This is a genomic window from Streptomyces sp. NPDC051822 (genome assembly GCF_044452745.1).
In the GTDB taxonomy this organism is placed as follows: domain Bacteria; phylum Actinomycetota; class Actinomycetes; order Streptomycetales; family Streptomycetaceae; genus Streptomyces.
In genome coordinates, this window is the sequence record NZ_JBITBZ010000008.1 from 289,830 (window position 1) to 312,722 (window position 22,893).

Genomic DNA, 22,893 nt, shown 5'->3' on the forward strand with positions numbered 1-22,893 from the left:
CCGCATCCGCTTATCCCGATCACTCCGACAGGGCGAGCACGCAGAACTCGTGGCCCTCCGGGTCGGCCAGACACGTCCAGGGCACCACGCCCTGGCCGAGGTCGAGGTCGGTGGCGCCGAGGGCCCGCAGCCTGGCCACCTCCGCGTCCTTGTCGTCGCCGGGGTACGGCAGCAGGTCGAGGTGGACGCGGTCCGGCGCGGTCGCCACGTCGGGCGAGCGGAGGAACTCGAGGTACGGGCCGGTGCCCCCGGCGGAGCGCAGTACCGCCTGGTCCTCGGTCACGTCGTGCACGGTCCAGTCCATCGCCTCGCCCCAGAACCGGGCCATGGCCCGCGGGTCGGCGCAGTCGACGACCACCGCGGCGATGGGCCCGGTGTCCCGGTAGACGCCCCGGGGCTCCAGTACGCAGAACTCGTTGCCCTCGGGGTCGGCGAGGACCGTCCACGGCACGTCGCCCTGGCCCACGTCGACGGGCGTGGCACCGAGGGCCAGCAGACGGGCGACCAGCTCCGCCTGGTGGGCGGCGGAGGTGGTGGCGAGATCGAGATGCGTACGGTTCTTCGCCGCCGTCTTGGGCCGCGGTACGGGAACGACGTCGACGCAGACCGCGACCGGATCGGGCCAGACGAGACCACCGGCGGGCCCCACGTACGTGGTCACACCGGGGCTGTACGCGTGCCAGCCGAGCGCCTCCGCCCAGAACCGCCCGACCGCCCCGGCATCAACGGCCTTGATGTTCACCTGAACAGGTCGCAGCGCCATACCGGCGATCGTACGTACATGACCGGGACGTGTCCTGGCCCGTGCCCTAGACCGTGTCCTGGTCCGTTCCCTAGTCCGTGTCCGTGGCCGCCAGGACAGCGAGCCGGAGGCCGTCGGGGGAGAGGGCCGCGATGCCGTAGTCGTGGATCTCGTTGTGGAACCACTCCGCGTCGCACTGGAAGTGGAACCACGCGCTCTCCAGGACGAGGCGTTCCACCTCCTCCGCGCTCGCGCCGGGAGGCGCTCCGGTGAAACCCGCGAGGGACCACCAGGTCGATCGCCGACCGTACGCGCCATGGGCACCCTGGCCGTACACGCCGCCCATCGACGCCATGCCGAACAGGATCCGCCAGATGTCCGCCGGCGGGCGGCGCACGATCTCGAAGCGGGCGGTGGGGCCGAGGTCCGCCACGCACGGCATCGGCAGGGTGGGGACGAGGGCGGGCACGAGGACCGGGTCCAGAGGTGCGTCCGGGGCGAAGACCCAGGCGTCGTAGTGGCCGAACTCGCCCGCCGCCGGGGCCGCGACGATGCTCTCGTGCACATCGGTGGTCGCGATGTTCCGGAGCGGCGAGCGTTGCGTCGTACGAGGGGTCGGCGGGTCCAGGCGCTCCACGGCGCTGAGCCCCCACCACCCTCCGCCAGAGCCGCCGTCGACCGAGCGGCTCGGGAAACTCGCGCCCGTCTCGAACGGGCGGAGGGTAGCCGGGAGCCACGACAGCGCCTCCCATTCGGGCCGTACGGTCGCATGGCGGCGCAGCGGCGGGTGGGCGTCCGGATCCACGCCCCGCAGGAGCAGTTCGTGGAACAGGCAGGCGCGCAGCTGGTCGAGCCTGTCCCGCTCCATGCGGTCGTACAGCAGCTCGGCCAGGTCGGCGGGATCCTGCGCCTCCGCGAGGAGCGAGGCGACGAGGCGCGGATCCGTTCCGGAGCGGCCTGACGGGCCGTGGTCGTCGAGGAGCCGGATCAGTTGTACGAGGCTGTCCCGGCCGGGTGTGAGGGCGAGGGTCCGCACCACGCGGGCGAAGGCGTCCCCGTACAGCCGTACCTGTTCGGCGGCGGCTTCGAGTCCCTCGGCTAGCCGCGCCCCCAACTCCCTCACGTACGCCGCGTCGCCCTGCCGTGCCCGTGGTGCGGCCTGCTCCCACACGAGCCGTGCGAGCGCGCGTGCTTCGTCGTTCGCCACGGCAGGTCAGCCCGTCGCGCGCAGGTGCCAGACCTGGACCTCGCCGGTCTCGGCCGGAGCGAGGGCCTCGGCCGGGCGGCGGGTGCCCTTGGTGAAGCCGAGCCGGGCGGGGACGGCGGCGCTGGTGGTGTTGGCCGGGTCGTGGAGGATCTGGACGCGGTCGACGCCCGGGAGGCGGAACGCCTGCTCGGTCAGCGCGCGTGCGGCCCGTGTGGCGACCCCGCGGCCGGTGGCGGCGGGGTGCAGCCAGTAGCCGATCTCGCGGGTGCCGGCGGGGGTGTCCTCGTACCGGATCAGGCCGCAGGCGCCGACGATGGCGCCGTCGAGGACGATCGCGTAGCTGAACTCCTGCCCGCTCGCCCACAGTCCGGCGCGTCCTGCCAGGAAGCCGGTGGTGCGGTCGCGGCTGTGCTCGGCGACCCACGGCATCCACGGGCGCAGATGATCGAGCGACTCCTCGATGACCCGGAAGAACTCCGGGAGGTCCGCCCCGGCGTCGAACGCGCGCAGGGTGAGGTCGTCGTCGACGGTGATCACGGGCTGCGGGAGGGCGAGGGGGCGGGGGAGGCTCATGCGGCGAGGATCGTACGCGGCGACCGCGCGGAGCAAGGGGATTCCGCACCCGCACCGGCCCCCGCACCGGCCCCGCCCCCGGCCCGCCGAGCGTGACGCAGGTCACGATCGGCGGTGTCACGTTCCGGCGGGGCCGTTCCGTCCTGTGGGTGTAGTCACCGACCAGCACGGAGGAGCCCACCATGAACGCCCGTCTGAACATGTTCGAGAGCCAGATCTCCGGCAAGGTCTGGAAGCACATCATCGCCGCGGGCAAGGCGCTGGAGAGCTCGTCGGTCCCGGCCGCCACGCTGGAGCTCGTGAAGATCCGCGCCAGCCAGATCAACGGCTGCGCCTTCTGCCTCGACATGCACACCAAGGACGCCACCGCCGCGGGCGAGACTTCGGTACGCCTCCACCTGGTCGCCGCGTGGCGGGAGGCGAAGGTCTTCACGGAGCCCGAGCGCGCGGCCCTCGAACTGGCCGAGGAGGGCACCCGCCTCGCCGACGGCGGCGGCGTCTCCGACGAGGTCTGGGCGAACGCCGCCAAGCACTACGACGAGGAGCAGCTCGCCGCCCTCGTGGCCGCCATCGCCGTCATCAACGCCTTCAACCGGGGGAACGCGATGATCCAGCAGCCCGCGGGCGACTACCAGCCCGGCCAGTTCGGCTGACGGCCCCGGCCCCGGCCCCCCTGGGCCTCGGCCGGGCCCCGGCACCCACCTCCCCCCCCCGTAACGCCGTGAAGGAGACGTCATGAACCTCGCCCTGTGGATCGTCACCGGACTGCTCGCCCTCGCCTACTTCGTCGGCGGCGGCTTCAAGCTGGTCACGCCGAAGGAGAAGATCGCCGCCTCCGGCGCGAGCGGGCAGTGGGTCGAGGACTTCGGCGCCGGAGCCGTCAAGGCCATCGGAGCCCTGGAGGTCCTGGCCGCCATAGGCCTGGTCCTGCCGGCCGCGCTCGACATCGCGCCGGGCCTCGTGCCGGCCGCCGCCCTCGGCCTGCTGATCATCATGGTGGGGGCGGCGGTGACCCGGCTCCGTCGGCACGAGACGAAGCTCGTGGTCGTGGACCTCGTCTACATCGCCCTGATCGGGTTCGTGTTGTGGGGCCGCCTCGGCCCGGAGTCCTTCACGGGCTGACCGACGGCAGACCCCCTACGGTGGAGGTCCGGGAGAAGCGGAAAGGTCGGCGATGGGCACGGACGAGGACGGTCGGCGGTTGGCGCGCTCCCAGCGCGAGCACTGGGAGCGCACCTACGACGCTCACCCCGGCATGTACGGCGACCGGCCCTCCGCGCCGGCCGTGTACGCCGCCGGGACGTTCCTGGGAGCGGGGGCCAGGGACGTCCTGGAGCTGGGCGCCGGGCACGGCCGGGACGCGCTGCACTTCGCCCGCTCGGGGCTCACCGTCCGTGCCGCCGACTTCAGCCCGGTGGGCCTGGAGCAGCTCCGCGAGCGGGCCGCGGCCGAGGGCCTGGGCGACCGGGTGACGACCACGGTCGTCGACGTACGCGAACCGCTGCCGTTCGCCGACGCCTCCGTGGACGCGGTGTTCGCGCACATGCTGCTGTGCATGGCGCTGTCCACCGACGACCTCCACGCCCTCGTGGCCGAGGTGCGCAGGGCCCTGCGGCCGGGCGGGACGTTCGTCTACACGGTCCGGCACACCGGCGACGCCCACTACGGGGCCGGCACGGGACACGGCGACGACATCTGGGAGCACGGCGGCTTCGCCGTGCACTTCTTCCCCCGCGACCTCGTCGACGCCCTCGCGGACGGCTGGGCGCTCGACGAGGTCCACGCCTTCGAGGAGGGCGACCTGCCGCGCCGCCTGTGGCGCGTCACCCAGACCCTGCCCCGCTGACCGCGTACGGGACCTGGTTACCCCTTGCTCACCGCCGCCAGGATCTCCGGCAGTCGGTTCGCCGTGCGCGGAGCCGCGACCTTGATGCCCGCCCACACGAGCAGCGCGCCGTAGAGCGTGCCGGCCGGCAGGAGGAGCCAGAGCAGGGAGCCCTGGTCGGAGAGGTGCAGGTAGATCGTCGCGCCGATGACGGGGGCGCACAGCAGCGGGGCCGCGAGCATGCCGCCGAAGATGGAGATCCAGGCGAGACCGGTCTGCCCGGGGGCGACGTTCTTGTAGCCGCTGTCCTGGGGGATCGAGTACGGGAAGAGCGCCGAGACCACCGCGCCCGTCGCCAGCATCGCGCCGAGGAGTGCGAACGCGAGCCCGAGGCCCTCCGGGAGCCGCGCCCAGTCGCCGAGGACGGCGGTCGTGAGGACCGTGACGAACGTGGCGTACGGGAGGGTGACCAGGAGCAGGGCGAGGGCACGCGCGCGTAGTTCGGCGTACGCGTCGGCCGTCGTCGACAGGGTCTGCGCGACCATCCAGAACGCCGACGTGTCCTGCCCGAACTGGTTGTACATCAGCAGGCCGAGCATGCCGGAGGCGAAACAGGCCCAGTAGATGGAGCCCGCGCCCTGGAAGGCGTTGGCGAGCGGGACGATCAGGCCGATGGCGAGCGAGGACACCCACGCGGCCTTCGTCTTCGGGTCGCGCCACATGTAGCGCAGGCTGCGCTCCATGACGGCGCCCGTGCGGCCGCCCGGCAGGATCCGGGCGAGGAGCCCCGAACCGGCGGACTTCTCCCGCGCGTCCCCGCCCGAGGACGCGCCGATCGTGGAGCCGTCCGGCTCGACCATCAGACGGACGAGGCTCCGCTGCCACCAGTACACGAGCGCCGCGAGCGCGGCGGCGGTCAGCAGAAGACGCGCCGCCGCGGCCGCGTACTCGCCGTCTCCGGCCGCGTCGACCGCGCCGATCGCGGCGGCGGGCGGCAGCCAGTCGACGACGGACGCCGCCGGTTCGAGCGCGGTCAGACCGCCGGGCCGGCTGAGGCGCTGGGCGCCGAAGTTGACGGCCTGCATGCCGACGGCGATGACGAGACCGCTCAGCATCGCCAGGTCCCGGCCCTTGCGGGAGGTCAGGAGGCGGATGTTGGCGGCGGCCAGGGCCCGGGAGAGCGCCACGCACACGGCGACCGTGAGCGGGACGGCGAAGACGGCGGCGACCGTGGCCGCCGCGCCGTGCGCGACGGACAGGGCCGCGCCGAACGCGAGGAAGAGGGTGAGTACGGGTCCGACGCCCACGAGCGAGGCCACGAACAGGGCGCGGACCAGCGGCCGGGGGTTCAGCGGCAGCATCACGAGCCGCGAGGGGTCGAGCGTCTCGTCACCGCCCGGCACGAACAGCGGCATCACGGCCCACGAGAGCGCGACGACGCCCGTGAGGAGGACGGCGATGGTGGCGGCGTCGGCGCTGCCCCGCAGCACGACGAAGCCCAGGACCATCGCCGCGGCGAACAGGACGCCGAAGACGATCGAGACGATGTACACGGCCGTCCGCCCGCTCGACTGCTTCAGCCCGTTGCGCAGGAGCGACAGCTTGAGGTGGACGAAGACGGAGGTGAGCGAGGGAACGGTGGAGGGCGCGCTCGCGGGCGCGGTGGAGGTGGAGGTCGGCACGGCACTCATCGCTGCGTCCCGGTGCCGCTGCCGACGCCGCCGTTGCCCCCGCCGCCCAGCCAGTCCAGCGAGTCCCCAGCCGCCTCGCGCCCGTTCGCGCCGACGAGTTCGAGGAACGCGGCCTGCAGGGAGGGCGCGTCGCCCCGGACCTCGGCGAGCGGTCCCTGCGCCCGGATCTGGCCGGCCGCCATCACGGCGACCCAGTCGCAGAGCGACTCGACCAGCTCCATGACGTGGCTGGAGAAGACGACGGTCGCGCCGGAGGACGTGTACCGCTCAAGGACTCCGCGGATGGTCTGCGCCGAGACGGGGTCGACGCCCTCGAAGGGCTCGTCGAGGAAGAGGACCTCGGGGTTGTGGAGCAGCGCCGCCGCGAGCCCGATCTTCTTCCGCATGCCGGTCGAGTAGTCCACGACCAGCTTGTGCTGCGAGCCGGCCAGGTCGAGGACGTCGAGGAGCTGGGTGGCCCGCTTGTCGACCTCGGCGCCCGGCAGGCCCCGCAGCCGGCCGCTGTACGCGAGGAGTTCACGGCCCGAGAGGCGCTCGAAGAGCCGCAGGCCCTCCGGCAGGATGCCGATCCGGGCCTTGACCCGGGCGACCGACTCGGGGTCGGCCCACACGTCGTGCCCGGCGACCTGGATGCGGCCCTGGTCCGGCCGGAGCAGGCCGGTGATCATGGAGAGGGTGGTGGTCTTGCCGGCGCCGTTGGGCCCGACGAGCCCGATGAAGCGGCCGGCGGGCAGAACCAGGTCGATCCCGCTCACCGCGATCTGCTGGCCGAATCGTTTCCACAGCCCCTCGACACGCACAGCGGGCGCCGCACCTTCCCCGGGTGCGGCGCCCGCCTTGTCGAACTTTCCTTCAAATGCCTGGTCAGGCATGGTCTTTCAACCCCTCATAGTCCCCGTGTGCAGTACGGGCCCCACCCTAAGGGCGGGCCCGCCGGAGACCCAGGGTCATGACGTACGGCTTCGCGCCTCCGCCGCCTCCCGGCCACACGCGTACGCGAGGGCGCTGATCAGCTCCTCCGCGTCGGGCAGCCAGCGGTTCGCCGGGGTGGGGCGCCGGGCCCACTGCACCGCGCCGCAGCCGCCGATCCGGGTCGGCGGGGCCGCCACGTAGTAGCCCTCGCCGCGCGTGGTGAGGTCGATGGAGGAGGGCACCCAGCCCAGCTTCCGGACGAGGTCCGGCACCTTGGCGGCGGCGCCGGGCAGGACGAAGAAGTACATCCGGCGGTCCGGCGTGCAGGTCACCGGGCCGAGCGTCAGCTCCATGCGCTCCATCCGGGCCAGCGCCAGGAACCCCGCCGACTCGGGCACCTCGATCGCGTCGAACGTGCGGCCCGTCGGCAGCAGGATGGAGGACTTCGGCTGCTTCGACCACATCCGCCGCGCCCCGACCCCGCTGCCGGTCGCCTGGGTCGACCAGTCGGGCCTGACCGCGTGGGCGCCGGGCACGGCGCACGCGTCCGCGCCGCACGAACAGCGCTCCCTGCCCTCGACGGCCTCCAGCCAGGTCCCGGGAAACACGTCCCAGTGCCGCTCTTCCGCGTACCGCACGGCGCTGTCCAGCAGCTGCTCGCCCCGCTGCTTGGGGATCTGTGCGGCTTCCGTGACTCCCATGGTCTCTTCCACGGTGAACACAACTTCCCCCGCCACCTGGGGTTACGGGCGCGGTGGACGACGTGTTGACGCATCGATCCTGCACATGGGGCGCATCGGTGCACGGGCGGGGGCGCGCGGGGGGCCGGGGAGCGGGGGTGGGTACGCACACCTGGGGGCGCCGGCGGCGAGGACGCGGCCGACGTGTCCGGTTTCGCGTGTTCACATCGGCATTGACCGGATATTCGACGGGCAGTGATCCCTTCTCCGGTGATCACCGCACGGCCTCAGGGGGTACAAATGGCAGCCAGGCCACTGGTTCCACGCCAGCTCAACGAACGGCTCCAGGCGCTCATTCAGGAGGCCGGCTGCTCCAACGCCGGTCTCGCCCGCAGGGTGAACATGGTCGGCGCGGAGCGCGGCCTCGACCTGCGGTACGACAAGACGTCGGTGGCGCGCTGGCTGCGCGGGCAGCAGCCGCGCGGCCGCGCGCCGGGGATCATCGCCGAGGCGCTGGGCCGCAAGCTGGGCCGTACGGTCACGATCGACGAGGTCGGCATGGCCAACGGCCGCAACCTCGCCGCCGGGGTGGGCCTCCAGTTCGCGCCGACCGTGCCCGGGGCCATCGAGCAGGTCTGCGAGCTGTGGCGCAGCGACGTGGGCCGCCGCGACTTCCTGTCCGGCTCCACCGTCGCGGCCTCCGCGCTCGTCGAGCCCAGCAGGGACTGGCTGATCACGGGTCCCGACTCGCACGTGGCCCGGATGGCGGGCGCGCGCGTCGGTGTCGCGGACGTGGCGGCCGTACGGGAGATGACGAGCGCCCTCGTCGACCTCGACCGGCGGTTCGGCAGCGGCCATGTGCGGCCGGTGGTCGTCCACTACCTCAACAGCGTGGTGTCGGGCATGCTGTCCGGCTCCTACCGGGAGGCCGTCGGCCGACAGCTGTTCGCGGCGGTCGCCCGACTGACCGAGCTGGCGGGGTACATGGCGGTGGACACCGGTGAACCGGGGCTGGCCCAGCGGTACTACATCCAGGCGCTGCGGCTCGCGCAGGCGGCCGGCGACCGGGGCTACGGCGGTTATGTGCTGGCCGCGTCGATGAGCCATCTCGCCGCGCAGCTGGGAACGCCGCGGGAGATCTCCCAGTTGGCGCGGGCCGCGCAGGAGGGGGCACGGGGGAAGGTGCCGCCGCGGGCCGAGGCGATGTTCCTCGCGGCCGAGGCGCGGGGCCACGCGCTCCTCGGGGACGTCCGCGCCTTCGAGGCGGCGGCCGGGCGGGCCGTGCGGGCCATGGAGCGGGCCGATCCGGAGGCGGGCGACGACCCGGCGTGGATCGCGCACTTCGACCAGGCGTACCTGGCGGACGAACTGGCGCACTGCTACCGCGACCTGGGGCAGGCGGAGGCGGCGGCGCGGGCGGCGGAGGAGGCGGTCGCCGGGCACCCGCGGACGCGGGCGCGGCGCCGGGCGATCGGCCTGGCGCTGCTCGCCTCGGCGCAGGTCCAGCAGCGGGAGGTCGAGCAGGCCTGCCGTACGGGGACGCGGGCGCTCGAACTCCTCGGCACGCTGCGGTCGTCGCGGGGCACGGAGTACCTGGACGATCTGAGGGAGCGCCTGGAGCCGTACGCGGGGGAGGCGGTGGTGCGGGAGTTCGGGGTGCGGATGGAACTGTTCGCGGCCTGACCGCCGTGCGAGAAGGTGGTGTAACCGGGCTCACACGTATGTGCGGAGGCCCGTGCCCACCCGGTAGCGTGAGCCGACGATTCCGTAGGTCCATCAGTAGGAGTCCCGGTGACGCAGAACGGACAGGGTCCGGAGCCGCAGTACCCGGCGGTGCCCCCCGCGCAGGATGCCCAAGGGGGAGCACAGCCGTGGGGTGGCGCCTGGGGTCCCGCCGGCGCCTCGCCGGGCGGGCAGCCGCTGCCGCCCGCGCAGCCGCTGCCTCCTGAGGCGACGCCGGGCGGCGCCGCGGACATGCAGTCCACCCAGTACCTGCCGCCGGTCCCGCCGCAGGGCGGACAGCCGCAGCCCGGCTACGGCTACCCGGCGCCGGGCGGCATGCCGCAGGCGGCGCCGGGCGGGATGCCCCCGGCCTCCGCGCCGCAGCCGGCGGGCTACGGATACCCGCCGCCGGTGTCCGCTCCGCAGCCCGGCTACGGGTACCCGCACCCGGCCGCCGGGGACATGCAGGCCACCCAGCACATAGCCCCCGTGCCGCCGCAGCAGCAGGACGGCGGCCAGACCCAGTTCCTGGGCACGGGACCGCTCCCGGCGCAGGGCCCCGGTGCCGGGCCCGCGGGCGCCTCGGACGCGACCCAGTACATCGCCCCCGTACCGGCGCAGGAGCCCGGTGAGCGGCAGCCGCCCGCCGAGTTCGACAGCCTCTTCCGTACGGAGGCCCCGCGGGCGCCGCAGCAGCAGCCGCCGCACATGCAGCAGCAGACGCAGGCGTACCAGCAGCCGCCGGTACCCGCCCCGTACCAGCAGCAGCAGCACCACCAGCCGCCGCAGCACCTGCAGCACCACCAGCCGCCGGCGCCCCCGCAGCAGTACGCGTACCAGGACGCCTACTACGACGGCGGCGAGCCCGAGCCGCCGCGCCGCAAGTCGCCGGTCGCGCTGATCGCGGCCGTCGTCGTCGGCTGCGCGGTCGTCGGCCTCGGCGCCGGTGCGCTGCTCAGCGGCGGGGACGAGGAGAAGGACCCCAAGACGGGCGGCCAGAACGTGGTGGCCACCAGCTCCGCCCCGCCCACCGGCGAGGCGCCCACGGAGAAGCCGGCCGACCCGGCGGAGCCGCAGGCGCGGGAGCTGAGCAAGCTGCTCGCGACCAGCAGTGACAGCCGTGACACGGTGATCAGCTCGGTCGAGTCCATCAAGCAGTGCAAGAACCTCGACAAGGCCGCCGCCGACCTGCGCGGCGCCGCCCAGCAGCGCCGGGCCCTGGTCACCAAGCTCCAGTCGCTCTCGGTCGACAAGATCCCGGACGAGGCGGCGCTGACGGCGGCGCTCACCCAGGCCTGGCAGGCCTCGGCGTCCGCCGACGACCACTACGCCGCCTGGGCCGTCCAGATGAAGGCCAAGAAGGCCTGCAAGGACGGCAGGGCCCGCTCGACCAACCACCTGGTCGCGGCGAACGCGAAGAGCGGCGAGGCCACCACCGCCAAGAAGAAGGCGGCCTCGCTCTGGAACCCGACGGCCGACAAGTACGGCCTGCAGAAGCGGACGTACTCCCAGCTCTGACGGACCCCCTGGGGCCTACGGGGCGCTGAGGACGGTCTCGCCGACGTCGACGAAGCCGGGCTTCTGCGCCACGAGCCGCCCCTGGCGGACCACCTGGAACGTCACCTCGTGGTTGACGATCCGGGGGAAGCCCGGGGCGCCGAGCAGGTCCTCGTACTTCCAGCGCAGGGCCGGGGTCAGGCCGCCGGTGTCGATCTGCGCGCCCCGGTCCAGGGCGTGCGCGATCTTCGTGGCCGTGATCTTGTCCTCGTCGAGGGTCTCGATGACCTCCTTGAGGACCGTGTACGCGATCCAGGTGGTCTGGACGCCCGCGTCGGCCGGGTCGACCCGGTTGTCGGCGAAGGCGTGCTCCTGGATGACCTTGCGCATCGGCGCCCAGCTCTTGTCGCCCGCCTCCGGGTACCAGCCGGTGACGAACGCGCCCTCGAAGGGGCTGCGGGCGCCGCCGGTGCGGTCGATCACGGGCTGGCCGACGCTGCCGAGGACGGACGAGATCCGCACGGCGTCGGGCTTGTCGTCCGTGGCGCGACCGCTCTCGCCGTCCGGGAGGCGGCGGAAGGAGTCGAAGAACGTCTGGGTGCGCTCGCCGAGCACGGCGGTGACGCAGCCGTCATCGTCGCCGGCCTTGTCGCGGGCCTGGCCGGCCTGCGCGGTGTACTCGGCGGCGTCCTCGACGGCCGGGATGTCGACGGCGTTGCGCTGGCTGGCCTTGCGCAGGCCGGAGTTGAGGAGTTCGGGAAGCTTGTCGCCGGCGAGGGTGTCGGGCCTGACGAGGGAGACCGTGCGGCAGGACTCGGCGAGCTGCATGCCGTGTCCGGCGATGAGGGAGGCCTGTCCGCCGTTGACGGGGTAGGAGAGCTGGCTGGTGAACTCGTCCTCCGAGATCCCGTAACCGCCGATGTACGGGATGCCGGCGGCTTCGAGGGGGGCCATGAAGGCGCGGCCGTTCTGGCTGTACGAGCCGACGACGGCGACCGCCTTCTCGTGGACTGCCCGGCGGGCGCAGGCGGCGGCGCCGGTGCTGGTGTTGTGTTCGTTGCAGGTGAGGACGCGCAGCTCGTGCCCGTCGATGCCGCCCTGGGAGTTCACCCAGCGGGCGTATGCCTGCGCCATCGCGGGCATGCCGGGCATGTTGGTCGCTCGGGTCTGGTCGGGAGCCCACGTCATCACCGTGACGGGCTCCCTGGAGCCCCCCGTGGCCCCAGGGAGCACGCCACAGCCGGTGAGCAGCGAGGCTCCGGTCGCAGCGGTCGTGACGTACGCGAGGAGATTGGTCAGTCGCCTACCGGTCATGTGCATGCACATTTCCGCCTCATGGGTAACGCGGGAGTGAGCATGGTTCAACGGGGGGTGACGTGAAGGTGAATTCAGGGGGCGGAGAGGGGGCGGCTCCGCTTATCGGACAAGGGAACGTACGATCGAAACGTGTCCAGTCCAGTCTCCGGTTCGGTTAACTCTTCCCGTCGCGGCCGTCGCTCCTCCACCATGGGCGGCATGCCGCTCAATGACATGCCGTGGTGGCGCTGGCGCAGCAACGTGCGCTCGGCGCTTCACATGCTCTCCGACCCCGGGTTCCACGAGACGACCTGGCTCGCCGGCCTCGACGGGTACGGCGACGTCACCGACGCCGTCTACCGCCTGGTCGAGGACACCTGGCTCGACAACTGGTCCGCCGAGAAGTACGTCGGCTCGATCTTCCGCGACACCGGCGAGGCCGCCCTCGTCGACGTCGCCGTCCTCCGGGTGCTCCGGATCATGCACCAGGTGGGGCCCGACGCCCCCGTCTCCGCCTACCTGGAGCACCAGGGCTGGCCCGAGGCCGTACGGGCCGCCCGCGAGGCCCACGTACGCCTCGCCCAGGCCGACGGCGAGGACCCCGACACGCCCCCGCGCTCCCTCGACGTGCTCCGCATCATGACCCGGTCCTGAGACGGCCCCCCGCCGTTCCGTCTGACGGACAGTGGCTCTGCGTGCCCGCCCGGGTGTGGCAGGCTGACGGGATGACCGACCAGTACGTCCTCACCCTCTCGTGCCCCGACAAGCAGGGCATCGTGCACGCCGTGTCGAGCTACCTCTTCATCACGGGGTGCAACATCGAGGACAGTCAGCAGTTCGGAGACCGTGACACCGGTCTCTTCTTCATGCGGGTCCACTTCTCGGCCGAGGCCCCCGTGAACGTCGACAAGCTGCGGGCGAGCTTCGCCGCGGTCGGCGACTCCTACGCGATGGACTGGCACATTAACCGGGCCGACGAGCGCATGCGGGTCGTCCTCATGGTGTCGAAGTTCGGCCACTGCCTGAACGACCTGCTGTTCCGGTCCCGGATCGGCGCGCTGCCCGTGGAGATCGTCGCGGTCGTCTCCAACCACACGGACTTCGAGGAGCTCGTCGGCTCGTACGGGATCCCGTTCCGGCACATCCCGGTCACGAAGGACACCAAGTCGGCGGCGGAGGCGGAGCTGCTCGAACTCGTCCGCTCGGAGGACGTCGAGCTGGTCGTCCTCGCCCGCTACATGCAGGTCCTCTCCGACGACCTCTGCAAGCAGCTCTCCGGCCGGATCATCAACATCCACCACTCCTTCCTCCCCAGCTTCAAGGGCGCCAAGCCCTACCACCAGGCACACACGCGCGGCGTGAAGCTGATCGGCGCGACGGCCCACTACGTGACGGCCGACCTCGACGAGGGCCCGATCATCGAGCAGGAGGTCGAGCGCGTCGGCCACGAGGTGACCCCCGACCAGCTCGTCGCGGTCGGCCGGGACGTGGAGTGCCAGGCGCTGGCCCGCGCGGTCAAGTGGCACGCGGAACGCCGCATCCTCTTGAACGGCCGCCGCACGGTCGTCTTCGCGTAGAGCAGCCCGGTCCTTCACAGCCGGCTGAGGGACGCCGCCGCGGACAGGACGTCCCGGATGGCCTCGCGGTCGCCGTCCTGGCCCGCGGCCGCCTCCTCCGGCGAGATGTGGCCCGCCACCAGCTGGCAGAACTCGACCCCGTCCATCGCCACCTGCGCCACCGCCCGGTCCGGCGAGCCGATCGCCGCCGGGGAGTCGAGCGCGATGTACCAGTGACCGCCGCCCGCGCCCTCCACCTCCAGGTGGAGCGAGCGGCCCGGCGCGCCCGCCGCCACCAGATGGCGGGCCGGCGCGGCGAGGCCCGTACGGCGCCGCCCGGCCAGGGCCGCAGGGAGCAGCCGGGCCGCCAGGTCGATCATGTCGTGCAGATGCGGGCCGCTGGGCGGGGCGTACGGGTACGCCACCGCGTTCGCGATGTCGTCCGCGTGCACCCAGCACTCGAAGGCCCGTTCAAGGAGCGAGTCCCGCAGCGGCAGCGCGAAGTCCTTGTACGTGACGGTCAGGTCGGCCACCCCGCGCCCCGCGAACGAGACCGTACGGATCAGGGTGTGGCTCTGCTCCCGCCAGGGGCCCCGCAGCGCCCGGTTCGCCGGCCGGTCGAGACCCGCCCAGAGCGCCTCCGTCCGCTCGGCCGGTGACAGCTCCGGCGTGCCCGCGCCCAGCGGGTCGTCGAGTCCGAGCGCGGCCGACACCAGGCCGTCCACGGCGAGGAGATGGCCGATGACCCCGGCGACCGTCGCCTTCCGGCGGACGATCCGGTCCTCCTCGTACCACTTGAGCCGTACCGGCGCGTGCCACTCCGACTCGCCGATGTCCCGGAGCAGCGCGTCGAGCCGGGCGGTCTCCGCGTCGTACGGCGTGATCCACTCGGGGATCGGGATGCGGGCCGGGCGGCGGCCCAGGCAGTTCTCCAGGACGCGGGACCGCAGCAGCGGGTCGAGGTCCAGGTCGCGGTCCTCGTGCAGCAGCGCCACGGCGTCACGGAGCCGCAGGGCCTCGTCCGCGCACGGCGCGCAGGCCGTGAGGTGGTCCTCGACGGCCCGCGTCTCCCCGGCCGAACACGCCGAGAGGGCCCACGCCCCGAGGAGGGACTTGAGCACGCCGTGGGTGAGGACCGGCACCTCGGGTTCCGGCTCGGGCTCCGGCTCGGGTCCGGGCTCCGGCTCGGGTTCCGGTCCCACGGCGGGGTTCTCCAGATCCGCGTGGTCGTCCGCCGCCCGGCGCTGTCCCGGTATCCACGGGGCGCGCGCGACGTCGTCCGCGTCGCCGTTCGCCCCGGTCACAGCGCTCGTCCGTAGCCGGGCGGCCCGCCGCCCTCGGGGTGCCGGGTGTTCGCCGAGGAGAGCAGCTGGAGGCCGAGACGGAGGCGGCGACGTGCCTCGTCCTCGGTGACGCCGAGGTCGGCTGCGGTCTGGCGGTAGTCCCGCCGCTGGAAGTACGCCAGTTCGAGCGCGGCCCTGAGCGGTCTCGGCATGGACGTCACGATGTAGTCGGCGCGGGCCGCGACGGAGGCCCTGCGCACCTTCTGCTCCAGTTCCTCGACGGAGCCCCGGCCGGTCTCCGCGTACGCCGTCGCCTCGTTCTGCCGCAGCCGGTGCACGGCCTGCGACTGGGTCAGCCGGGCGATCCACGCGCGCATGTTGCCCTGCTTGGGGTCGTAGGCGTCGGGGTTCTCCCAGATGTAGCCGAAGACCTCGCGGGTGATCTGGTCGGCCGCGTCGTCGTCGTCGAGGACGCGGTGGGCGAGGTTGTGCACCAGGGCGGCGAACCGGTCGTACAGCTCACCGAGCGCGGCGGCCTCCCCGCGCGCGAGCCGCTGCTGCATCCTGCGGTCCCAGCGCGGTGGTGTGTCCATCGCCATCCGACTCTCCGCCCCTCCCGGTCCCCGGCTCCCGGCTCCCCGGTCCTCCTCCAAAGTAGTGCGCGGTTCCGACAACGCACGTCTGTTTGCCGCAAGTGCGCCCTTGACGCCGGTCCGGGTGGTAAGGAAAGCGCCATCCTTCGCCGGGCGCGTTTCGGCCGGTTGAGGCGGGGCAGGCGGCGTCCGTGACGACGATCGAGGTCGACGAGAACGAGTACGGCTCCTGGACGGTGTTCCGTGTGCGGGGCGAACTGGACCTGGTCACCTCCCCCGGGATACGCCGCCGAGTCCACGACGCCGTGGCGGGTGGCCGCCACGACCTGGTGATCGACCTGTCCGCCGTCCGGTTCTGCGATTCCAGCGGGGTGGGCGTGCTGATCGCGGCCCGCCGGCTGCTCCGCTCCTGCGGCGGCAGACTGCGGCTGATCCTTCCCGAGGACCGGGAGGGCCACGTCGGCCGGGTGCTCGCCGCGCTCGGGGTGCGGCGGCTCTTCGAGGTGTACGAGAACGCGGCGACGGCGCTCACGGGGACCGACCCCGTCGACGCGGAGCTCGCCTCGGCGGGGGTGGCGGCGGCCGACCGGCTGACCGCGACCGGGCTCACCGCGACGGACCGAATCGCTCCCTGAGTCTGTACTTGAGCACCTTCCGCAGCGTCTCGTTGCGGGGGAGCGCCTCCACCACCTCCAGCTGTTCCGGCAGCTTGTGGACGGAGAGGCCCGCCTCCCGGAGGAAGGCGGTCACCGCCGGGAGGGTCAGCGGGGCGGCGCCCGGGGGCTGTTCGACGACGGCGCAGACGCGTTCGCCGCGCTCGGCGTCCGGGAGGCCTATGACGGCCGTGTCGCCCACGTCCGGGTGCCGGTGGAGGAGATCCTCGATCTCCTTGGCCGAGATGTTCTCTCCCTTACGGATGATGATGTCCTTGATCCGGCCGGTGAGGACGAGGTGGCCGCTCGGGGTCAGGTGTCCGACGTCCCCGGTGATGAGGAACCCGTCCTCGTCGAAGGCGGCGGCGGTCTGGGCCGGGTCGAGGTAGCCCCGGCAGACGGCCTCGCCGCGCAGCCGGACCTCACCGGAGCCGGTGATCCGGATCTCCATGCCGGCGGGCGGGCGGCCCTCGGTGGTCGCGAGGTTCTCGGGGGTGTCGTCGGGCGAGCCCATGGTGATCATGGGGACTTCGGTCATGCCGTAGCCGTGGGTGAGCTGGCAGCCCAGCTCCTGGCGTACGGCGTGGTAGATCTCGGGCGGTTTCGGCGCCCCGCCGCCCGCGAGCAGCCGCAGGGTGGGGATGACCGGCTCGTCCGGCCGCTTGCGCTGCTCGGCGAGGAACATCGCGTAGAAGGCGGTGGAGCCGCCGGCCACCGTCACCCCGTGCCTGCGGTACTCGTCGAGGGCGTCGGGCAGCGCGAACTGCTCGAACATGACGGCGGGGAACCCGTAGAGCAGGAGCATCACCGTGTAGTCGGGTCCGGCGATGTGCGCGTACGGGAAGGCCATCGAGCCGACGTCGGCCTGGTCGAGCCGGAGCGCGTGGGCGAGGCAGGAGCCGCCGGCGAGGAGTGAGCGGTCGGTGTGCAGGACGCCCTTGGGGTCGGAGGTGGTGCCCGAGGTCCAGTAGATCCAGCGGACGTCCGTTCCCGAGGTGGGCGGCGGGGGCAGGAGGGCGGGGTCGCCGTCGGGGAGGGATTCGGGGCCGTACGCCTCGAAGACGCCGTGGGCGCCGAGCCGGCGGGCCATCTCCGTGTGGTCGTATCCGCGCCAGGTCCCGGGGACGGCGAAGAACTCGGCCTTGGACTCGCGCAGCGCGAAGCCGACCTCCTTGTCCCGGTAGAAGGGGATGACCGGCGTCTGTACGGCTCCGATGCGCGCGAGCGCTAAGGAGAGCACGGCGGTCTCGATGCGGGTGGGCAGCTGCCAGGCGACGACGGTGCCGGGGCGCACGCCCATGGCGTACAGGCCGGCGGCGCAGCGCTCGGCGCGCTCGCGGAGGCCGCCGAACGTGAGGACGCGGTCGCCCTGGAGGAGGACGGGCCGGTCGGGGGTGAGGGCGGCGCGGCGTTCGACGAGCTCCCAGAGCGTGCGGGACTCGCCGAGAGTGTGTGCGGTCTCATTCATCCCGTACTCCTCTTGGCTGACGTTCCGTCAGATGGTGCGGTGAGCGTAGAGGTCCGGCGCTTGTCGGTCCAGGGGTGCGCCGCTAGCCTGATCCCGTCATATCTGACGGGTCATCAGAAACGGGCGGTCGGCGACGGCGGCCCGGCGAATCCGGGAGAAGGCTCCATGACGGAACTGCCCCGCATCATCAGCGTCGACGACCACGTGATCGAGCCGGCCCACCTCTTCGACACCTGGCTCCCGAAGAAGTACCGCGACCGCGGGCCCCGGCCCCTCACGGCCGGCATCGGCGAGCTGGCCTACGTCGCCGGCAAGTACCAGATCACGATGGACCCCGAAGGGCCCCCGACCGACTGGTGGATCTACGAGGACCTCAAGTTCCCGTACAAGCGCAACATCGCCGCCGTCGGCTTCGACCGCGACGACATGACCCTCGAAGGGATCACCAGGGAGGAGATGCGCCGCGGCTGCTGGGACCCCAAGGCGCGCCTCGCCGACATGGACCTCAACCACGTCGAGGCCTCCCTCTGCTTCCCCACCTTCCCGCGCTTCTGCGGCCAGACCTTCGCCGAGGCCCACGACAAGGAGGTCGCCCTCGCCTGCGTCCGTGCCTACAACGACTGGATGGTCGAGGAATGGTGCGGCGACAGCGGCGGCCGGCTCATCCCGCTCTGCATCATCCCGCTCTGGGACATCGACCTGGCCGTGGCCGAGATCCGGCGCAACGCGGCCCGCGGCGTCAGAGCCGTCACCTTCTCCGAGATCCCCACCCACCTCGGACTGCCGTCGATCCACTCCGGCTACTGGGACCCGTTCTTCGCCGTCTGCCAGGAGACCGGAACGGTGGTGAACATGCACATCGGCTCCAGCAGCCAGATGCCGGCCGCCTCCCCCGACGCCCCGCCCGCCGTCCAGGCCGCCCTCAGCTTCAACAACGCCATGGCCTCGATGATGGACTTCCTCTTCTCCGGCGTCCTCGTCAGGTTCCCCACGCTCAAGCTCGCCTACAGCGAGGGCCAGATGGGCTGGATCCCCTACGCCCTCGAACGCGCCGACGACGTCTGGGAGGAGCACCGCGCCTGGGGCGGCGTCCGCGACCTGATCCCCCAGCCCCCGTCCACGTACTACTACCGGCAGATCTTCTGCTGCTTCTTCCGCGACAAGCACGGCATCGCCTCGCTCGACGTCGTCGGCCGCGACAACGCCACCTTCGAGACCGACTACCCCCACGTCGACTCGACCTTCCCGCACACCAAGGAGGTCGCCCTCGACCACGTCCAGGGCCTCGACGACGAGACCGTCTACAAGCTCATGCGCGGCAACGCCATCCGCATGCTGGGCCTGGGCATCGTCTGATGGACCTCTCCAGCACCGACGAGGAGGAGGAGTTCCGGGCCCGGCTGCGGGAATGGCTCGCCGGCGTCCTGCACACGCTCCCGCCGAGACCCGACCCGCTCGACTGGCCCGCCCGCCGCGCGTACGACTGCGGCTGGCAGCGCCGCCTGTACGACGCCGGATACGCCGACACCCACTGGGACGCCTCCCCCACGCAGCGGCTGATCTTCCTGGAGGAGACCGAACGCGCCGGAGCGCCCTACGTCGGCGCCAACTTCGTCGGACTCCTCCACGCGGGACCCACCGTCGCCGCCGAGGGAACGGCGGAACAACGCGCGCGGTGGCTGCCGCCGATCCTGCGCGGGGACGAGGTCTGGTGCCAGGGCTTCAGCGAACCCGACGCCGGCTCCGACCTCGCCTCGCTGCGGACGAAGGCCGTCCAGGACGGGGACACGTACGTCGTCACCGGCCAGAAGATCTGGACCTCGCACGCCGAGGTCGCCGACTGGTGCGAACTGCTCGTACGGACCGACCCGGACGCCCCCCGGCACCGGGGCATCAGCTGGCTCGCCATGCCCATGGACGCGCCAGGCGTCACCGTACGGCCGCTGCGGACCCTCGCCGGGTCGACGGAGTTCGCCGAGGTCTTCCTCGACGAGGTACGGATCCCCGTCGAGAACCGGGTGGGGGAGGAGAACGACGGCTGGCGGGTCACCATGGTCACCCTCTCCTTCGAACGCGGCACCGCCTTCGTCGGCGAGGTCGTCGCCTGCCGCCGCCTGCTCGGCGAACTCGCCCGCGCCGCCCGCGAGAACGGCACCTGGGACGACCCCGTCCTGCGGCGCCGGCTCGGCAGGCTCTCCGCCGAGTTCCAGGCCCTCTGGCGGCTCGTCCAGGCCAACGTCAGCGAGGCCCAGGCCACCGGCGGAGTCCCCGGCGCCGGGGGCTCGGTCTTCAAACTGCACTACTCCCACGCCCGCCAGGAGCTGTACGAGGCCGCCGCCGCCGTCCTCGGCCCCGACGCGCTCGACCTCGACCGCGACTGGACCCTCGACCGGCTGTCCTCGCTCTCGTACACCATCGCCGCCGGCACCTCCCAGATCCAGCGCAACATCGTCGCCGAGCGCATCCTCGGCCTCCCGAAGGGCCGGTGACCGCCGTGGACTTCCGACTCACCGAGGACCAGCGGGCCCTGCGGAAGGGGGTACGGGAACTGCTCGACCGCCGCTTCGACCGGGACGCCCTGCGGGGCGCCGTCGACTCGGGGCGGCTCGACCGGGCGCTGTGGCGGGAGCTGGGGGCGGCCGGATTCTTCGCGCTGCGGCTGCCGGAGTCGCAGGGCGGGGTGGGGCTCGGACTCCCGGAGGCGGTGCTCGCCTTCGAGGAGGCGGGACGGGCGCTGCTGCCGGGACCCCTCGTGGCGACGCACCTGGCGGCCGGGTCCGTGCCGGGGGCGGCCGAGGGGGAGGCGGTGGTGACCGAGGCGGCGGAGGGGCTGGTTCCTTGGCTGGACGAGGCGGACGTGGTGCTGGGCGATGCGGAGGGAGCCGTACGGATGCGGTCGGTGGATCCCCTCACCCCGCTGCACCGCCTGCCCGGCCGGGCGACGGCGGCGGAGGTCTCGACCGCCGTCCTGCTCACCGCCGCCGAGCAGGTCGGGAGCGCGGAGGCCACCACGGACATGGCCGTCCGTTACGCCCGCGAGCGGGAGCAGTTCGGGCAGGCGGTCGGGGGGTTCCAGGCCGTCAAGCACCTCTGCGCCGGGATGCTCGTCCGTACCGAACTCGCCCGCGCCGCCGTACGCGCCGCCTCGGTCACCGCGGACGCCGTCGAGATCGCCGGGGCGAAGCTGCTCGCAGACGAGGCCGCCACCGGCAACGCCCGGGACTGCCTCCAGGTCCACGGCGGCATGGGCTTCACCTGGGAGGCGGACGTCCATCTGCATCTGAAACGGGCCTGGGTGCGGGCCCGGCTGCGGCTGCCGGTGGCCCGCGCGGAGGAGACGGTGGCCGCCGCCCTGTGACGATCCGGTAGCGCTCCGCGCCCGAGGTGTCACGGAATGTCGATACCGGGTTGTGTCCTTCGGCGCGGCCGTCACGGCCCGGAGTCGGCCTCCGGCTCCGGTACGCTCCGTGGGATGCGAGAGCACGTTGTCCCGGATCGTCCCGGTGTCGCCCCTGAGGTGACTCCGGGCCGGGGGATGCGCGCCGCTCGCACCCGGCGTTCGACTACCCGCAGAGCGCGTCGCACAGTATGGACCATGCGTACTCCTTCGCGCTGGAATATGCCCGAAGCGCTTGTTGCGGTGACTGTACGTCAACCATGCTGTCCCATAAGGGAATCACGTTCCGTGAAGGTGTGTCCGCCGGTTCGGATGGTGTGAGCGGTGCAGGTACTTCAGGTGCAGTTGGAGGTCGGGGCCGACCCGGCAGAGGTGGGGCGAGCCCGGAGGTGGGCCCGGTCACGGCTCGCCGGTTCGGGCATACGGGATGACGAGCCGCTGGCCGAGACGCTGGTGCTGATCATCTCGGAGCTGGTGACCAACGCCGTGGTGCACACCGGCTGTCCGGCCGTGCTGCGGATGCTGATCGCGGCCGAGGGCGGGGTGCGGGTCGAGGTGGTCGACACGAGCGACCGCCCGCCGAAGCCCCGGCACGCCGAGGGCGAGGACACCAACGGGCGCGGCCTGGAGCTGGTGGACGGTCTCGCGGACCGGTGGGGCTGGCAGCCCGAGGGGGCCGGCAAGAGCATCTGGTGCGAGGTGGACCGGGCTCCGGTCGTTCCTTCGCCGGTCCCGGGGGCGACGGTCCTGGGGACTACGGTTCCGGGGACGTCGGTCTCGCCCGGCCGCGTGCACTGCTGAGGGTCGGGGCGGGGGGAACTCCGGCGCCCCGCCCTACAGGATCGCCACGGGGGCGACCGGTGTGCCCGTGGCGCCGACGAACGGCTCGGGCATCGCGGAGAGCAGGAACGCGTACCGCCCCTCTTGTGCACAGGCTGTGGACAGACTTTCCAGATTCCAGTTCTGGCCCTGCAGCATCCCCATCTCGACCAGGTCGAGCGCGTGCACGGGCAGCCACAGGTCCTCGATCTCCGGCGGGAAGATCTCGAAGGTGAGGGTGTCGTTGGCGACGGCCGCGACGTCCCGGTCGTGGAACCACTCCGGCGTACGGACCGAGAGCCCGGGTGACGGAAAAGCGTACCCGTGGCGGTCCCCGGCCAGGTACGACCGCATCTGACCCGTCCGTACGAGCACGATGTCGCCGGACCGGACCGTCACCTCACCGAACTCGGCCGCCTCATCCAGGTCCTCGGGCGTGACGGCGTGGCCCCCCGGAAGCCGGTCCAGGCCCTTCGCGGCGGCCACGTCGAGCAGCACGCCCCGGCTGACCAGGTGCCGGGCGGTGTGGATGCCGCTGAACTCCGAGCGGCCGTGCGCGGTGATGGTGGCGGCGGGCCGGCCGTTGTAGAGGCGGCCCGAGTGCGAGACGTGCGTCAGGGCGTCCCAGTGGGTGCCGGCCTGGAGGCCCAGGGTCACGGCGTCGTCGCTGGTGGCGACCGTGCCGGGGCCGAAGAGCTCCTGGTTGATCTGGACCATGACGTGGAGCGGGTTGACCCGGCCGGGGATCATGCCGGTCTGTACGCCGTCCTGCTTGAGGTCGACGGCGAGCGGGACGCGGAGGCCGGTGCGGACGGTGGCGACGGCGTTCCGCACGACCTCGTCCGTGACGAGGTTGAGGGTGCCGATCTCGTCGTCCTGGCCCCAGCGGCCCCAGTTGTTGACGCGCTTGGCGATCTCGTGGAATGCGGCGGGCAGAGACATCGGGGCCTCCGGGGTCTTGTTTTCCGGTATCTGACGG

General features: G+C 72.6%; 23 protein-coding genes. 12 read left to right on the top strand and 11 right to left on the bottom strand.

From position 1 onward, the window contains the following. Nucleotides 1-19 precede the first annotated feature (19 nt). The 3 genes from ACIA8N_RS24700 to ACIA8N_RS24710 all read right to left on the bottom strand — a co-directional run bounded on the left by ACIA8N_RS24700 (nucleotide 20) and on the right by ACIA8N_RS24710 (nucleotide 2,522). A complete protein-coding gene (locus tag ACIA8N_RS24700) occupies nucleotides 20-763 on the bottom strand; it encodes a VOC family protein (RefSeq protein ID WP_365783765.1) in 744 nt (247 codons plus the stop codon). A 70-nt stretch (nucleotides 764-833) separates the two neighbouring features. Next, the gene (locus tag ACIA8N_RS24705) at nucleotides 834-1,949 is read right to left on the bottom strand and encodes a DUF6183 family protein (protein WP_365783763.1); all 1,116 of its coding nucleotides are present in this window, start codon (nucleotides 1,947-1,949) and stop codon (nucleotides 834-836) included. Between the two features lie 6 nt (nucleotides 1,950-1,955). After that, entirely contained in the window at nucleotides 1,956-2,522 is a 567-nt protein-coding gene (locus ACIA8N_RS24710) for a GNAT family N-acetyltransferase (protein WP_365783761.1), read from the bottom strand. 182 nt (nucleotides 2,523-2,704) lie between these two features. Here ACIA8N_RS24710 and ACIA8N_RS24715 point away from each other — a divergent pair, with 182 nt between their 5' ends. The 3 genes from ACIA8N_RS24715 (at nucleotide 2,705) to ACIA8N_RS24725 (ending at nucleotide 4,368) form a co-directional block, all read left to right on the top strand. Next, nucleotides 2,705-3,175, top strand: coding sequence for a carboxymuconolactone decarboxylase family protein (locus ACIA8N_RS24715; RefSeq protein ID WP_365783759.1), 471 nt, complete (start codon nucleotides 2,705-2,707; stop codon nucleotides 3,173-3,175). 82 nt (nucleotides 3,176-3,257) lie between these two features. Continuing rightward, nucleotides 3,258-3,644 carry a DoxX family protein gene (locus tag ACIA8N_RS24720; RefSeq protein WP_365783757.1) on the top strand — a complete coding sequence of 129 codons (387 nt, stop codon included), beginning with the start codon at nucleotides 3,258-3,260 and terminating at the stop codon, nucleotides 3,642-3,644. 52 nt (nucleotides 3,645-3,696) lie between these two features. Further along, the gene (locus tag ACIA8N_RS24725) at nucleotides 3,697-4,368 is read left to right on the top strand and encodes a class I SAM-dependent methyltransferase (protein ID WP_399416782.1); all 672 of its coding nucleotides are present in this window, start codon (nucleotides 3,697-3,699) and stop codon (nucleotides 4,366-4,368) included. Between the two features lie 17 nt (nucleotides 4,369-4,385). On the opposite strand, the gene ACIA8N_RS24730 is transcribed toward ACIA8N_RS24725, so the two are convergent. The 3 genes from ACIA8N_RS24730 to ACIA8N_RS24740 form a co-directional block, all read right to left on the bottom strand. After that, nucleotides 4,386-6,038, bottom strand: coding sequence for a transporter (locus ACIA8N_RS24730; RefSeq protein ID WP_365783753.1), 1,653 nt, complete (start codon nucleotides 6,036-6,038; stop codon nucleotides 4,386-4,388). Beyond that, entirely contained in the window at nucleotides 6,035-6,910 is an 876-nt protein-coding gene (locus tag ACIA8N_RS24735) for an ABC transporter ATP-binding protein (RefSeq protein ID WP_365783751.1), read from the bottom strand. Before ACIA8N_RS24735 ends, ACIA8N_RS24730 begins: the two co-directional genes overlap by 4 nt. A 75-nt stretch (nucleotides 6,911-6,985) precedes the next feature. After that, nucleotides 6,986-7,651, bottom strand: coding sequence for a bifunctional DNA primase/polymerase (locus tag ACIA8N_RS24740; RefSeq protein WP_365783749.1), 666 nt, complete (start codon nucleotides 7,649-7,651; stop codon nucleotides 6,986-6,988). A 333-nt stretch (nucleotides 7,652-7,984) separates the two neighbouring features. Between ACIA8N_RS24740 and ACIA8N_RS24745 the strand changes: the two genes are divergently transcribed. Both ACIA8N_RS24745 and ACIA8N_RS24750 read left to right on the top strand, forming a co-directional pair. Further along, nucleotides 7,985-9,313 carry a transcriptional regulator gene (locus tag ACIA8N_RS24745; protein WP_399416790.1) on the top strand — a complete coding sequence of 443 codons (1,329 nt, stop codon included), beginning with the start codon at nucleotides 7,985-7,987 and terminating at the stop codon, nucleotides 9,311-9,313. 108 nt (nucleotides 9,314-9,421) lie between these two features. Next, entirely contained in the window at nucleotides 9,422-10,870 is a 1,449-nt protein-coding gene (locus tag ACIA8N_RS24750; RefSeq protein WP_365783747.1) for a hypothetical protein, read from the top strand. A 15-nt stretch (nucleotides 10,871-10,885) separates the two neighbouring features. On the opposite strand, the gene ACIA8N_RS24755 is transcribed toward ACIA8N_RS24750, so the two are convergent. After that, nucleotides 10,886-12,163, bottom strand: coding sequence for an ABC transporter substrate-binding protein (locus ACIA8N_RS24755; RefSeq protein ID WP_365783745.1), 1,278 nt, complete (start codon nucleotides 12,161-12,163; stop codon nucleotides 10,886-10,888). Nucleotides 12,164-12,355: 192 nt separating this feature from the next. On the opposite strand from ACIA8N_RS24755, the gene ACIA8N_RS24760 reads away from it, so the two are divergent. Further along, nucleotides 12,356-12,799, top strand: a complete 444-nt coding sequence (locus ACIA8N_RS24760) for a hypothetical protein (protein ID WP_030550013.1) — start codon at nucleotides 12,356-12,358, stop codon at nucleotides 12,797-12,799. Between the two features lie 71 nt (nucleotides 12,800-12,870). Beyond that, nucleotides 12,871-13,722 (top strand): formyltetrahydrofolate deformylase, encoded by an 852-nt coding sequence (gene purU, locus ACIA8N_RS24765; protein ID WP_365783743.1) that lies wholly within the window; start codon nucleotides 12,871-12,873, stop codon nucleotides 13,720-13,722. A 14-nt stretch (nucleotides 13,723-13,736) separates the two neighbouring features. Here purU and ACIA8N_RS24770 read toward each other — a convergent pair whose 3' ends face one another. Continuing rightward, on the bottom strand, nucleotides 13,737-15,005 hold the full coding sequence (locus ACIA8N_RS24770; protein ID WP_365783741.1) for a maleylpyruvate isomerase N-terminal domain-containing protein: 1,269 nt from the start codon (nucleotides 15,003-15,005) through the stop codon (nucleotides 13,737-13,739). Continuing rightward, entirely contained in the window at nucleotides 15,002-15,583 is a 582-nt protein-coding gene (locus ACIA8N_RS24775; protein ID WP_365783739.1) for a sigma-70 family RNA polymerase sigma factor, read from the bottom strand. The genes ACIA8N_RS24770 and ACIA8N_RS24775 overlap by 4 nt, the downstream gene beginning before the upstream one ends. Nucleotides 15,584-15,768: 185 nt before the next feature. Here ACIA8N_RS24775 and ACIA8N_RS24780 point away from each other — a divergent pair, with 185 nt between their 5' ends. Further along, complete coding sequence (locus tag ACIA8N_RS24780) at nucleotides 15,769-16,212, top strand: STAS domain-containing protein (RefSeq protein ID WP_399416783.1); 444 nt, start codon at nucleotides 15,769-15,771, stop codon at nucleotides 16,210-16,212. Here the strand turns inward: ACIA8N_RS24780 and ACIA8N_RS24785 are convergent. Then, entirely contained in the window at nucleotides 16,184-17,698 is a 1,515-nt protein-coding gene (locus ACIA8N_RS24785; protein ID WP_365783737.1) for an AMP-binding protein, read from the bottom strand. The genes ACIA8N_RS24780 and ACIA8N_RS24785 overlap by 29 nt on opposite strands. A 165-nt stretch (nucleotides 17,699-17,863) precedes the next feature. On the opposite strand from ACIA8N_RS24785, the gene ACIA8N_RS24790 reads away from it, so the two are divergent. From ACIA8N_RS24790 to ACIA8N_RS24805, 4 genes are all read left to right on the top strand, one after another. Continuing rightward, a complete protein-coding gene (locus ACIA8N_RS24790; protein ID WP_365783735.1) occupies nucleotides 17,864-19,054 on the top strand; it encodes an amidohydrolase family protein in 1,191 nt (396 codons plus the stop codon). After that, nucleotides 19,054-20,187, top strand: a complete 1,134-nt coding sequence (locus tag ACIA8N_RS24795; RefSeq protein ID WP_365783733.1) for an acyl-CoA dehydrogenase — start codon at nucleotides 19,054-19,056, stop codon at nucleotides 20,185-20,187. Before ACIA8N_RS24790 ends, ACIA8N_RS24795 begins: the two co-directional genes overlap by 1 nt. A gap of 5 nt (nucleotides 20,188-20,192) precedes the next feature. Then, the gene (locus ACIA8N_RS24800) at nucleotides 20,193-21,056 is read left to right on the top strand and encodes an acyl-CoA dehydrogenase family protein (protein WP_365783731.1); all 864 of its coding nucleotides are present in this window, start codon (nucleotides 20,193-20,195) and stop codon (nucleotides 21,054-21,056) included. A gap of 363 nt (nucleotides 21,057-21,419) precedes the next feature. Then, nucleotides 21,420-21,896, top strand: coding sequence for an ATP-binding protein (locus ACIA8N_RS24805; RefSeq protein ID WP_365783729.1), 477 nt, complete (start codon nucleotides 21,420-21,422; stop codon nucleotides 21,894-21,896). 33 nt (nucleotides 21,897-21,929) lie between these two features. Here ACIA8N_RS24805 and ACIA8N_RS24810 read toward each other — a convergent pair whose 3' ends face one another. Further along, on the bottom strand, nucleotides 21,930-22,856 hold the full coding sequence (locus tag ACIA8N_RS24810) for a cyclase family protein (protein ID WP_365783727.1): 927 nt from the start codon (nucleotides 22,854-22,856) through the stop codon (nucleotides 21,930-21,932). Nucleotides 22,857-22,893: the final 37 nt, after the last annotated feature.